Genomic DNA, 12,848 nt, shown 5'->3' with positions numbered 1-12,848 from the left:
ATAATGGGCTTTTAGATATGCAAAAAAGGAAACCGCATTAGTCTCCCTTTTCAATTTTCTGTATCATATAAAAGCTTACTTCATTTTGTAGCGAATGTATTGTTATAGCACAAATAAAGTGAACCTACAAAAATCAATTCTGTAGGTTCTTTTGTAAATATGAAAACAATTTTATTATCTCGATTGAGTCTTACATCCTTTTGTTGTTTTATACATTTTTGGTTTCAGCTTCATTCACTACTCAATACCATTCATCCACCTCCTCATCTGAACTCTATGAGCAGGAGTCTCTTCGATTCCTCCTGCAAGAATATCCATTACTTTATCCCACAGATTCTTTTTCTTAGATTGCGATGCTTTTAATTCATAGTAAGCCTCTAAATATTCTTTTTCATACTCACCAGCCTCCTCTTCAGAATAATGTAACGGAATATGTTGAATAATATCCATCGTTAAAGCATCCACTTCTCCAGGTTCTAATGTTTCCATTATTCTGAGTTTTAACTTATAAGTTTCCGCTATTGACAATATATTATCTAAGGCTTTAAAAACTTCTGCCCAGTGATGATTCCATTTTTGTAGGTTTTCACCTACGAAAATCACATCACCACCCTCCTTTAGCTGATCCATACTGGTCATAATTAAATCTTTATAATAATCAGTCATTTCCCAGCCTTCCACTAAGTTGACAGCATCTCTGTTCTTAAACTTTTCTTCAATTCTTTCGAGGATTTTAAGCTGATGATCCGAATTTTCCAATAACAGGGCTTTCTCTCTCAGCCACAAATTGATAACCATACTGTTGTTCGTTGATGCAATTAACTTTCCACATTCACCAATATTCACCCTTATTTGATTATCATTGGTACGAATCTCCTGATTCGTTGACTTGATTTCTACAGCCAGTTTTCTTAAACTTTGAACTGCCTTTATTACAGGATTAAATTCCTTTTCCATCTTTTGTTTGTTTTAATTATGAAATTTTTTTTTATTCTTAAATACAATATAAACTATACCCCCCATCAAATAAATTAATAATTGTAGAAAAAAAACGATGGGAGGTATAGTATCATGCTTACTGTGAGTAAACTTATCAATAAATGATTTCAAGTAATAACAGTCATCTATTTGCCCACAAAAATGAAGTAAAAACAACAAATCATCAAAAATCACAATACGTATTATCTACGTATAAAAATTCATGAGTAACTAACAAAACAAAACCAACTAATGAAAATAATAGGAACAAATTATTTTCCTTAACTGTATAGTTCTCCACAAAAAAGAGCTAAAGTATACTTAATACAAGAACATTATCAATAAAATGCAGCTGTAAGTATTTTACACGTACGTCAATTTTAAATATTATAATGCTTTTCTTTTACTTTTGTTATAAATTTTAAAAGATGCTGAAATAATTCTCTATAAAACCCATGAATATACAGAAGTATCAATTTTTGAAATAGTCATGTCTGTATTTCGAAAAGCTATTTTATACAATTTTTAAGATATACAGCAATTAATTTCAAACTTTACAATTTATAATATTACCAGTATGAGTGTTAATAATCAAATAATCGAAGACAATCGAAATTTGTATGATAGTATAGACAATACTTATCCTTCAGCAGAAAGGGTCTCTATAACTACGGAAGTAATAAACAACATTAAATGCCATTGGTTTGAACCCGAAAACCCTAAATCAGATGAATTAGTGATATATATTCATGGTGGTGGCTATGCTATTGGCTCATTTCAGTCACACAAAGCAATGGTTTCCCATTTTGCTAACCTATGCTTTAGCACCAGAAAAACCTTATCCAAATGGATTGAATGATATTTTAAGTGTTTATGAATACGCCATTCAAAATTTTCCAATGCATCATCTTTATCTCTTTGGCGACAGTGCGGGAGGCGGATTGGTTATTGCATCCGCAAATGAAATCAATAAGAAAAATTGGAAAACACCAAAAGCAATATCATTAATTTCTCCCTGGTATAATTTGGAAAGCAATAATCCTTCGTATGACAGCCGCCAACATTTAGACCAGATTTTAAATAAAGAAATGGTAAAAAGCTTTGCTTATGCCTATACAGGAACCCAGCTATCCGCTGCTGATCCAAGCCAACTGACTTTTAAAACTTTTCCACCGGTATTTATAGGTGTTGGTACCAATGAAATATTGTTTGATGATGCTATTAATTTTTATAATATGGTCTATCAGATTCAACCAAATTCTCAAATAAAAATTTATGGCGGAGAAGGACATGTGTTTACACAATTGAATATTTCAAGTCATGCTGCACAGGATCTAATCATGAACATTGAGCATTTTTTTACCAGTACTGATAGTGAATAGAATTTGAGTTTAGTATCATTTCCATCACTCTTTTTACTTCTGTTTATACCATTCATTGATAAAAAATGGTGAAATGCACATCCATATCTTACTGTTAATCGATTATTTCTATATATATACCACAAATAAGGGCTGTTTTACTATTAAAACAGCCCTTATTTATGGTAATAGAATTCATGGAAGCCTTACTTCAGCCCATTAAAGTCCTCTTTTATGCAAAAGGTCTACTACAGTATTATGAATGAATTTTTCCTGTGGAGTGTCCACAGCACTTCCAGTAATATTGACGTTAAAAGCGGCAAAATCCCAATAAAAGATAGCCCGTCCCCCATTATTACCCATGATCCAAACACCAGGATCTGTTCCCATGGTCGGAAGAATAATACTGTTCGGAGGTAATTGGGTAGAAGCTATTCTTCCATAAGATCCCCCGATCCCTGAAACCGTGATATTTCTTGCGTCTCCAAAAATACCGTTATTAACCATATCATTTGTAGAAGTTGTTTTTATAACACCGGATCCTATGCTCCCTGTTCCTCCCAACATATTGAAAATAGTAGTACCTACATTACTCCTTAACGTTATTATGGCAACTCCCCCCATCTCTATATATTGCTTAATCTTTGTGGCCTCAGTAGCTGACATCTCAACAGATCCTGTAAAGGTCAGATCATATGTCTGAAATAATTGGGCTGCACTAAGAGTAGATAAAGCAGATGTGATATCTGTAAAGGTAAATGTATTACTTACAAACGTACCATTAGGACCATAATTTGCCGTATTAGTGAGCTGAGATTGTAAAGCCGTCGATAAATCGCTTGTATTCCAGCTACCAAAACGAAAATTTCTCAGAATTGAGGTAGTATTAGAACAATTTAAAGAAAGTTTGCTCCAAGTTCCTGTAAGGGTACCTGTACCAGCCGGAGTCCCTGTAAGATTATAGGTAATAATCTGAGTTTGTCCTGCCGTCAATGCAACACTCGCTGGCGAAACAGAGGATACTGTTATCCCGCTGCTCGCTCCGCTTAACACCAAATCGCTGGTTTGAAGTGTAAACGTTGCGTAGCAAAGGAGTTATTGGTAAGAGTTACCGTAAACTTTGCACCGCTCATAGCTACCCCATTTAAATAGGTTCCTTCCAACCCGTTTTTTGTACAATCTGCAAGCATCGTAGGAATTGTTGTTCCATTGCATTGATCACATAAACACTCTGACCACGCTATTCCGTTATAAAATCTGGGGCATTTCCAGGTAGAGTCATACATCATCGTCCCTTCGGCAATACTCCCACCCTGAGGATTAATAAGGTTCGTGGGGGTTGTATTGGCAGGAAGCACCAATCCCATATTATAAGTCGCGGTATTGTTAATATCTAATGCACCTCTGGGAGAGCTTTTACCTATTCCCATCTGCCCTGAAATACTTAAGCTCATCACTCCTAAAAAATAAATAACAATCGATTTATTTTTTTTCATCTTTTTGTTTTAAAATTTTCTCCAAAGCAACGCATAAATTGAGAAGTGGAGAAAAAAGCGCTATACGTATAAAGTACGTATCATTATAAATAATCATATTATAGAATGTACAATGGGAATACAACAGACCATTTATTATAATAAAATGTAACATATAAAACTCAATTCTGCAAAAAATAGAATGGTGTTACAGAAATTTTTTAATATAAACATTGATTATATATATAAAGTCATTTTCACCATTATCCAAAAAAAAAAGAAAACCCAGAAGAAAAACAACTTTTAGTAAAGAATTAACGTATGATTATAATATGAACATTAGAAATAGATAAAATTTACCACAAAAACACTTAAATTTTAAAAATAAACTGATATTATGTTTTAAACGTAATCTTTTCAGCTAATATACCTCTAAATAGTGTAATATCTTTACTTTAAGAGGAATTTCAGGCAATGCAGTATAAATGCAGTGCATTTTATTTAGCATCTACAAGGAATTACTATAACTTTACAATACAAAATAAAAACAATCCATATTGAAGTTTGCATATTATTATTAAACTTAAATTTCACTACAAAATTAGTATTGTTTCCTTAAAAAAAAACCTTTTTTATTAATTTAATATTTACTTAAAATGAAAAAAAATTTATTATTCACAGCAATCCTTAGTTATGGATTATGTACTGCCCAGGTAGGAATCAATACAACAACTCCTCAAAAAATGCTTCACGTCAACGGATCGTTGCAGATCGTGAATGAGCTGAATGTAGGAGGAAATGCTTCTACACCCGGGTCACCAGGCACAGATGGGCAATTTTTAATATCTAAAGGGCCTGGAATTGCTCCGCAATGGACTTCAGTCAGCATACCTGTATTAGATGTAGGCGCCTATAAGTTAAAAGGAGTTTATCAGTTTAACTTAAATGATGTATTTACTAATACTAATGGTAACTCTTTAACACTAGGAAGTTTTAATAACATAAACGTGGGCAGTTCTAATAACTTATTACTGATAGAATTCCAATCTTCGGTCTCTGTTCTTTCTTTATCCAGTGGAGAAGGAATGTCGTATCGATATAATTTATCCGGAAATAATGGTATTGTTAGCTCTTTATCTCCCTATTTTTATATACTTTCTAGTGGGTTCAATCCTATGAATAATCTTACATCTTATAAATTTTTTTTAAAAAACGTAACCCCCAACACCTATAATTTAACATTGGAAGCATTTAGAAGTAACACAGCAGGAGCTGCAGCAGCTTCAAAATTTATACATTTTAACAGAACATACAGTGACTCCAGCAACTTTATTACTGATGGGAAAGCTATTATTTATGTTTATGAACAATAATTTTTTTGATTGTCCATCTATTTAAAAGTTGTTTCTTGATAAATTCAGTTACTGACTTATCCCTTTAATTAATACTCAAGATTAATGATTGATAAAGTTTTTTTATTGACAGCCTTCGACAGGCTCAGGGTGACACCCCGAATACCAACCGAAATTGTTAAGCCTCGTCAGGCTGAGCCTATCGAAGCTATTATTAATAAAAGGGATAGGTCAATTCAGTTATTACGAAAAATATAAAATAGAAATTATTTAAACTTTTTGAGCTGATGGATGCAACATGCTACAAATGAAACCACATGTTTATTACCAAAAAACAATATCAAAACCGGTTTTAAGCACAAGAGAAAGGAATTTATTCCTTTTAAAAACGAATTTTAAATAATGTAGTGTAAATGAAGTGTGGTTTTCTTTTGCATTTCCATGAAGTAACTAGAAGTCATTAAAAATAATTGATCCATCATAACAATTGTATTTTTAATCTCCTGCTTCGTTTAAAAAGCAGGAGATTTTTCATTTAATTTTTTAAAGTTTGTTATTGTTGTAGAGGGATAATTCTATGATGGAACTACTATAAAAAAGTGATCAGGAAAATGATGAAAAAGCTGTATAGATTGGCATAAGTGAAGAAACATTGAGGAGAGGACTTCCAGCTTTTTGCCAATAAGAAAACTTATCGATGACTACTCTTTCTCATTATTTATATAGTTTTTAGAAACGTTTGTTTTCAAGAAATTCAAATATCTATGTTTAGATATGTATAGACATTTACATGACTGAAATAGAATACCTGACAAGATGTTAATAAATAAAAAAATTACAAATCCTTTTTATAAAGCTGAGCACTCATGGTAGCTTTTCCCCAGTTATAGTTTTCACCACTCGCACTTTGCATATTATACCGAACAATACAGGGTGAACCTGTAGTACCACTCAGTTCTAAATACCCATTTAACGAATAAACAACTGTCATATCGCTGCTTGAATTGTTTTCAATACGTTCAATATATGAAGCACTTATGGTAGACATTTTTGCTCCGTTTGACCCTGCTGGAAATGAAAACTTTCTCGATCCAGCAGGCATTTCAATACCATTTTTAAGAAAACGGACTCCATAATAAAGTAAGGCTGCATTAGCACAATCGAAATTTCCACCCATCCCCAAAGGAACAGAATAATTAACAACCACCTGCACATCTTTATTAGCGGGAATTACTACACTTATCGTCATCCCTATATTAAGATTATTCACTTGGCTTCCAAAAGGCCAAGATCCTGTTATATCTCTATCAACAGGGTTTGCAGCTACTATAGAATAGACATCGTCCAAAGTATATTTTCCAGGAGGATGTAAAGCTGTTACCGGCAGTCTTTTCCCAACACCATCGGCATCTAAGACCATAACAAGATCTGTCGGTAATAAGGTGCTGTATTGAGGTACTGTTCTAAAGCGGACATTACCATTCACATCAAGAGTTTGTGTAGGAGATGCCGTATTAATTCCTACCTGCGCGTATATCACTGAAGCGAGAAACACATTTAAAAGTAATACAAGTTTTTTCATTTTTTTTGTTTTTAAAATCTCTCACAAAGAAACAAATAAACTGGGGAATTACGTAAAAACACAATACGTATAAAGTACGTATGCTTCAATACAATAACACCATTGAGATTGCAGTGTAAATAAGGTGCATAACTTTATTGAAAATTTACTCATCAATCAATATTTTTTTTTAGAAAAACAAAAATACATTCCTGATATATTTTAAAATGTATACATGACATTCTATTAGTTTAAGGAAATTATTAATCAATAAAAAAAAGAAAACCAGTAACTCTACTGATTTTCTCCTATTAGCAACTATTTAAATTTCTATCATCATGATGATCTTAGAAACAATTTTCGTAAAATTTCAGTTTATATTGATAGAGTGGATAAATAATCTACAATCCCGGATACAAACTTTACACAGATCCGGCAAAATCATTAAAATGCACCGCTCTCAAAATTAACAACTACTTTCAACAATTATAATAAAGTCCAATCTCGGAGTATACTGCAAACTGAAGAAAGTTTATTAAAGTCAACTGATCCTTTATATCTGATCTGTTTTTTGATTATTTCATAAAGGAACAAAAAAACCAAGAGATTACCTCAAAATATGATACGTATAAAGTACGTAAATTAACACCGATAAAAATAATAAGGGACACAGGGCGTATCTATATGTTACTTTCTGGCAATATTTTGAATCCATATATACAGATCTTCATCAGTAGGAACATTAAATTTTTTACGAATATTATATTTGCGGGTCTGAACAGTTCGGGGAGATGTAAAAGTAAATTCTGCAATATCCTTAGTAGAAAAATTAAGAAACAAATAAGCACAAAAAGTAAGTTCACTTGTTTTCGAGCGTGGGGATATTTCCAATAATTTATTTCTGAACTCAGGATATACTTCATTAAAACGCGTAAAAAATTCCGGTGAATTTTCTTTAGCCAGCTGAACAACTTCAAAAAAAGATCTATCCAGTTTTTGCTGAAGAATTTCTGCTTCCTTTTCTTTCATCAACAAAGCATTTTCTTTTTGCAACAGCCTCTGAGCTTTTTCTGAAATTACTTTTTTATTTCTTTTGTACATACGAAGATACACTACAGCGATCCCCAACAATATAACCAAGAAAAATGCGGAAACCACAATTACAACTGTATAATTCTTCTCAGAAGCTTTCTTAATCTGATCTTTGAGAATTTGATTGGAAATATATTCTATTAATCGCTTATTTTCTAAGTTTAACCTATTTTCTAAGAGTAAGACCTTCTGATTATATTCTTTTGATGCTGAATTATTCCCGCTCTTTGAATAGGCAGATGCTATCAGAGAATAAAGCTCAACTTCCTCCGACTTAAATTTATTTTTCTTTACATTGTCTAAGGCTAAAAAATAATGTCTTAATGCAGCTTCCGGATTATTCCTGCTCATCTCCATAAGTCCTCTTCCCTTTTCGCTGGCAGCTGTATAAGGAAAATTGTATTTCTTCATCAGATGGTCCGCTTTAGCAAAAGAATATGCTGCAGAGTCAAGCTTGCTTTTATATATATAATAATGTCCCAGTGAGGAATAAAAATTAATTGCATTGGCAAAAACACTTTTTTCATTGGACTTATTTAAAACATTTTGCTCTTTCTTTAAGTACACATACATTGAATCAAACTTTTTAGCTTCCTCATAAGAGTCAGCTAAATTTTGAAAAGCCAGAGACAAAGCCTGATTTCGCTTATCCTCATGTTTTATTTTATCAATGTAGCCAATTCCCTCCTTGAATATTTGAATTGCTCTATTCTTAAACTGCATATCATTATATATCCTACCTTTGATCCTGCATATTTCTGAAAGCTCTACAAAATCAGATTGTGCAAATTTTTCCTTTTCTGCAATAGAAAGATATCTGAGGGCTTTTTGATAATCCCCTAATTCATACAATCCACTCGCAATAAATACACAGGAAACAGCCTTTCCTTTTGAATATCCAATTTGCTCACTTTTAGAAAGTGCTGTTTTTGAGTTTGATATAAGTTTTACAACATTAAGATTGAATTGTTCATTATAGGCAGCCAGTATAAGGCTGTCTACTTCTTTTTGAGTGGGAAGCTGGGCAGCAAAAAAAAGAGGAAAGAAGAAGAGTGTCAATAAATTTTTTTTAATCATAGATGAATTTTTCTCTGTTATATTTTTTAACAAAACATATTCATATTTATTACAGGAAAAGCAATGGGACTTTGCTCCGATATTTATTCTTATCAACCAATGCCTATCTGAGCGTCTACGTAAAAAACAAAAACCGCATAACAATTTTAGCTTGTTGAATCAATTAACCAGCCTCAATGTATGATGAATTAAATCAAATTGAAATTGTTTTAATTTGGAAAACAAATTACGCATCATTGCCCTATTTTAACAATAATTCCCAATACGATTATTATTGATGCAAATTTACAACAAACTTAAAAAAAGGGTCATACTGCATTCGCACTCAAAAACACAAAACACTGATTTTTAAAAAGTTACATTCAATTGCAGTATAAATGCAGTACCTTCAGAATTATAATAATTTTCTTTGTTACAGCATTAAGATCCATTTATTAAAATCAGTATCAGCCGCAAACCCAAGTTTTTTTCTAAGTCTGTATTTCTGTGATTCAACGGTACGGATAGATATATGGCTGTACTGGGCTATTTCTTTATTAGAAAAGTTAAGCCTTATCAGTGCACAAAGTTTGAATTCTTTAGGAGTAATATTAGGACATTGCAGTAACAAGCTATTATAAAATTGAGGGTAAGATTCTTCAAATTTCCCCAGGAATGCAGGATCATTATGGATAGCCAGCTGTATCAATTCATCAATGGATGAAGACAATTTCTTCTTAAGAATTTCCGTCTCCCTTTCTTTTTCCTTAATCAGGATATCTTTTTGCTTCTCTCTGCTTTCGCTGCTTTTACGTAGAAATGCAAATAATATGATGCCTAGTAAAACGACACCAACGAATATATAGTAAAAAATATATTTTTCTTGTTTTTCATTTTCAATATTTTCATTGATAATTTTCTTTATCGGAATTTCTAAGATATTTCTCTCCACGCTATGAAGACTATCATTCAATACAATATATTTTTCCAAGTATTTATTTGCTCCTTCAATATTATTCTGTTTCTTATAGGTTTCATAAATGTGTTGATAAGTGGCTCTCTCAGACTTTTTCAATCCAATCTTCCTAACTAGTTCTAAAGACTGGAAGTAGTATTTCAAAGCTTTCTCATATTCTTTCTTCGCAAAGCAAAGCTCTCCATAAGACAACAATATCCTAGATTTGCTTTCGGCAGGTACCTGATTGAAAAAAGAATCAGCTTTATTAAGATAGTACTCTGCTGAATCTAGCTTTTTGCCTTTGAGATTTCTTTCGGCCAGAGAGACGTATAATGCAGAATTCACAGGTAACTTGCGTTCCATGGCATACACAGAATCCATGATACCTTTTTCCGTAAAAGCAATCATTTTCTGATTATAAATATAATTGAGTCTCCTGTTTCTTTCTTCTTTATCAGAAATTCTATAGGCAAGACGAATAGCCTTATTAAAACTTAAAAGTGATTCCTTATATAAGCCCAAACCGTGATAGTTCTTACCATAAATTATATTCAGCCTTGTTATCAGAATCGGATCATTAAATTCTTTTAACATTTTCTCTGAAACCGAAAGAAAGTAAAAACTTTCTTTATTCCTGTTTAGACCACATAAATAATTGGCTAAATTGATATATCCGCGGATCTCACCTTTAGTGTAATGTAGTTCCTGAGACCGCTTCAGCAATTTCTTTTCCAGAACAATTACTCCGTTATAATCACCATTTTCCATCAGCCTTTTGATCTCTTTCGTTTGCAAACTATCTATATCTAGTTCTGAATACATCTGTGCATTCAATTTTATTGTGAAAATTAAAAGTAAAAGGGCAATTATATATCCCTTATTGTAGTTTATAATCATAATTGTACTCTTAAATATATCATCATTAAAACTTCCCCTTCTACGAGAATAATCTACTTGCCAAAACATATGGAAATAAGGTATAGATAGTCACATTTCCTGTTATTACAAAGATATTATTTCGGATGTAATTTTACCAAACTCTTTTATTTAAAGCATAATAAAAGTCGTAAATCAGGAAATAAAAATAGGACAATACTTATTAACATACTGTAATAATAGGAATTTACATTAAAAAGGGTTGTAAATCACATAATATTGAATTAATTATAAGAAATATTATGCGATCTAAACTTGTTATAAGCTAATTTTCGTGAGTTTTTTCAAATTAAATATTCCGTCTCTATCTTCAATAAATTACCTTTACAGTTTCAATAGATAACAATTTTCTAAAAATTTCAAAAGAATGATGTCAACACCGCCTACATTATATGAATGTATATGTAAATATCAAAAATTCTTTTCTAAAAAGATTATTATCAACGAATAAAAAGCCCATAATTTTGTTGTTTTCATCACCTGAATTCTCGTCATTAGTTAATATATTAACATCAAGTTCTAATGAAAAAGGGCTTTCATTTGGTATTACTTTTTTAGCAGATTCCATGGTTTTATTAATTGATATAAATATAATAAAAAAGGAATCACGAGCACTTATAAATAAAAATCTTATTAGTATAAAATATAATTTGTACATATTTAGAAGTTTAAGATCTCCAAACCAATGGCTCGATAACTGTTCCTGTGAACCTGCTTAAGTTTATATCGTTACTATATACGGAATAATTACTGATGAATCCCCTCCGACCAATTCATTTCTATTATCGAAGATTTCACCAGCGCGTCTGCTTAAAGATTTCGGGAAAACTTGCTAAAACTCTCCCTTATTAACTGATGAACATCTGATAACTTGTAATATAACTTTCCACTAATTGTGTAATAAGGCAGTTTTTTATCAGAACGATACCTCTGCAGTGTCCTTGAACTGATCTTAAGTAATTGCAAAACATCCTGGTTGTCCAGTAACTGCTCTCCGTCAATACTATTCAAATCATTTTGCTTTCGACTTAATTTTTCGCCAAGAATATCAAATCGGGTCATAATACGCTCCATCCATGCTATAAATTCTGTTCTGTCAATGTTCATGATATTTGTTTTTAAGAGTAAAGCAAAGTTTACATTTTATTGAAAAATTCTTTCGGTAGGCTCTCATAACTGCCGAAAGATTGTTCGCAAAAAAACATAAGCTCAATTCATTGATCACAATCTGTAAAAAACTGATTAAGATTATCGTTTAAAAGCCGAAGAAACTTAGTTCTGTTAATTTTCCTGCTTTTAATTTCATGGAGTGTCTTATAAAAGTTCCCTAAATTAACATTCAGAGATTTTTCGGTAAAGCGTATTACCTCACTGAATTCAATATTTCCGCCATTGAAACAGCAGGTTTGATGAAGTGCGTAGAGAAGTTCAACCAATCCTGACTTTGAAGCGGACCAGTTCAGGGGCGACCTGTCAGTGACTTTCTCAAAAATGTATCCTTCTGTCTGGCTGATCGATTTTAAAAGATATTTCTCTAAAAGATCATTGGCTATAATCTGAGCAATCAGGTGATCATGCGACGTGGCAAACTTTTCATCATAATTATACAGCCCAGATTGAAGCTTTGTTTTGAGATCAAATTGATTCCTGACAAAATATTTCTGGTCCAGAAATGTTGCTTTCCTTCTGTAATATTCATAAAAGTCAATATGCTGCTGATAAAAATCTTTAATCAATTGCAATTCACAATTATAATATTCTTTAAGACTTACTTGTCCTGCATTCGGTTTAGCTGCCTCAATAGCTAATAAATTCGAATAATAAATAAAACGCGAAATAAAAAGCGGCTTGAGTTCTTTAAAAAAATAAATTTCATCCGCTACGGATGAAAATTCAAGTTTGGCTACCATTGATTTGATGAGTCTTATGGCTGTGTCAATTTCCATTAAAGATTTTTCGCAGGCTCCTATCCTATCTTCACAATGAGCAGAATCAATCATCTCTAATTTTTTGTCCAGTTCTGTTTGTAATTCTTTGCACTTTTTAAAAAACAGCTGTATTTCCATATTTTTATTTAAA

12 protein-coding genes are annotated in these 12,848 nt (G+C 32.0%); 3 read left to right on the top strand and 9 right to left on the bottom strand.

The annotated features are described in order from the left end of the window. Window positions 1-237: 237 nt before the first annotated feature. Entirely contained in the window at window positions 238-957 is a 720-nt protein-coding gene (locus FFS26_RS19295) for a hypothetical protein (RefSeq protein ID WP_137905851.1), read from the bottom strand. A 598-nt stretch (window positions 958-1,555) separates the two neighbouring features. Between FFS26_RS19295 and FFS26_RS22995 the strand changes: the two genes are divergently transcribed. Continuing rightward, on the top strand, window positions 1,556-1,837 hold the full coding sequence (locus FFS26_RS22995; RefSeq protein WP_171006354.1) for a steryl acetyl hydrolase: 282 nt from the start codon (window positions 1,556-1,558) through the stop codon (window positions 1,835-1,837). Next, a complete protein-coding gene (locus tag FFS26_RS19285) occupies window positions 1,728-2,360 on the top strand; it encodes an alpha/beta hydrolase fold domain-containing protein (protein WP_137905850.1) in 633 nt (210 codons plus the stop codon). The genes FFS26_RS22995 and FFS26_RS19285 overlap by 110 nt, the downstream gene beginning before the upstream one ends. Before the next feature lie 198 nt (window positions 2,361-2,558). On the opposite strand, the gene FFS26_RS19280 is transcribed toward FFS26_RS19285, so the two are convergent. Together FFS26_RS19280 and FFS26_RS19275 are read right to left on the bottom strand one after the other, a co-directional pair. Further along, entirely contained in the window at window positions 2,559-3,395 is an 837-nt protein-coding gene (locus FFS26_RS19280; protein WP_137905849.1) for a hypothetical protein, read from the bottom strand. Beyond that, window positions 3,386-3,835: a hypothetical protein gene (locus tag FFS26_RS19275; RefSeq protein WP_137905848.1), complete on the bottom strand. Its 450-nt coding sequence runs from the start codon at window positions 3,833-3,835 to the stop codon at window positions 3,386-3,388. The genes FFS26_RS19280 and FFS26_RS19275 overlap by 10 nt, the downstream gene beginning before the upstream one ends. Window positions 3,836-4,470: 635 nt before the next feature. Between FFS26_RS19275 and FFS26_RS19270 the strand changes: the two genes are divergently transcribed. Further along, the gene (locus FFS26_RS19270; protein ID WP_137905847.1) at window positions 4,471-5,187 is read left to right on the top strand and encodes a hypothetical protein; all 717 of its coding nucleotides are present in this window, start codon (window positions 4,471-4,473) and stop codon (window positions 5,185-5,187) included. Window positions 5,188-6,001: 814 nt separating this feature from the next. On the opposite strand, the gene FFS26_RS19265 is transcribed toward FFS26_RS19270, so the two are convergent. From FFS26_RS19265 to FFS26_RS19240, 6 genes are all read right to left on the bottom strand, one after another. Beyond that, window positions 6,002-6,721 (bottom strand): hypothetical protein, encoded by a 720-nt coding sequence (locus FFS26_RS19265; RefSeq protein ID WP_137905846.1) that lies wholly within the window; start codon window positions 6,719-6,721, stop codon window positions 6,002-6,004. 693 nt (window positions 6,722-7,414) lie between these two features. After that, on the bottom strand, window positions 7,415-8,896 hold the full coding sequence (locus FFS26_RS19260; RefSeq protein WP_137905845.1) for a tetratricopeptide repeat protein: 1,482 nt from the start codon (window positions 8,894-8,896) through the stop codon (window positions 7,415-7,417). A 412-nt stretch (window positions 8,897-9,308) separates the two neighbouring features. Next, window positions 9,309-10,799, bottom strand: coding sequence for a tetratricopeptide repeat protein (locus FFS26_RS19255; protein ID WP_137905844.1), 1,491 nt, complete (start codon window positions 10,797-10,799; stop codon window positions 9,309-9,311). Window positions 10,800-11,157: 358 nt separating this feature from the next. Then, complete coding sequence (locus FFS26_RS19250) at window positions 11,158-11,337, bottom strand: hypothetical protein (RefSeq protein WP_137905843.1); 180 nt, start codon at window positions 11,335-11,337, stop codon at window positions 11,158-11,160. 242 nt (window positions 11,338-11,579) lie between these two features. After that, window positions 11,580-11,876 carry a helix-turn-helix domain-containing protein gene (locus FFS26_RS19245; RefSeq protein ID WP_137905842.1) on the bottom strand — a complete coding sequence of 99 codons (297 nt, stop codon included), beginning with the start codon at window positions 11,874-11,876 and terminating at the stop codon, window positions 11,580-11,582. A gap of 107 nt (window positions 11,877-11,983) precedes the next feature. After that, complete coding sequence (locus tag FFS26_RS19240; protein ID WP_110010344.1) at window positions 11,984-12,835, bottom strand: RteC domain-containing protein; 852 nt, start codon at window positions 12,833-12,835, stop codon at window positions 11,984-11,986. Window positions 12,836-12,848: the final 13 nt, after the last annotated feature.

The sequence above is a fragment of the Chryseobacterium sp. 2VB genome (genome assembly GCF_005503635.1).
GTDB lineage: Bacteria > Bacteroidota > Bacteroidia > Flavobacteriales > Weeksellaceae > Chryseobacterium > Chryseobacterium cupriresistens.
This window is presented reverse-complemented; position numbering and strand designations above follow the sequence as displayed.

Bases quoted from the DNA above. Each gene is read 5' to 3' on its own strand.
- FFS26_RS19270 (WP_137905847.1), top strand. From the start codon at position 4,471: ATGAAAAAAAATTTATTATTCACAGCAATCCTTAGTTATGGATTATGT.
- FFS26_RS19275 (WP_137905848.1), bottom strand. From the start codon at position 3,835: ATGAAAAAAAATAAATCGATTGTTATTTATTTTTTAGGAGTGATGAGC.
- FFS26_RS22995 (WP_171006354.1), top strand. From the start codon at position 1,556: ATGAGTGTTAATAATCAAATAATCGAAGACAATCGAAATTTGTATGAT.
- FFS26_RS19285 (WP_137905850.1), top strand. From the start codon at position 1,728: ATGGTGGTGGCTATGCTATTGGCTCATTTCAGTCACACAAAGCAATGG.
- FFS26_RS19245 (WP_137905842.1), bottom strand. From the start codon at position 11,876: ATGAACATTGACAGAACAGAATTTATAGCATGGATGGAGCGTATTATG.
- FFS26_RS19260 (WP_137905845.1), bottom strand. From the start codon at position 8,896: ATGATTAAAAAAAATTTATTGACACTCTTCTTCTTTCCTCTTTTTTTT.
- FFS26_RS19240 (WP_110010344.1), bottom strand. From the start codon at position 12,835: ATGGAAATACAGCTGTTTTTTAAAAAGTGCAAAGAATTACAAACAGAA.
- FFS26_RS19295 (WP_137905851.1), bottom strand. From the start codon at position 957: ATGGAAAAGGAATTTAATCCTGTAATAAAGGCAGTTCAAAGTTTAAGA.
- FFS26_RS19255 (WP_137905844.1), bottom strand. From the start codon at position 10,799: ATGTTTTGGCAAGTAGATTATTCTCGTAGAAGGGGAAGTTTTAATGAT.
- FFS26_RS19250 (WP_137905843.1), bottom strand. From the start codon at position 11,337: ATGGAATCTGCTAAAAAAGTAATACCAAATGAAAGCCCTTTTTCATTA.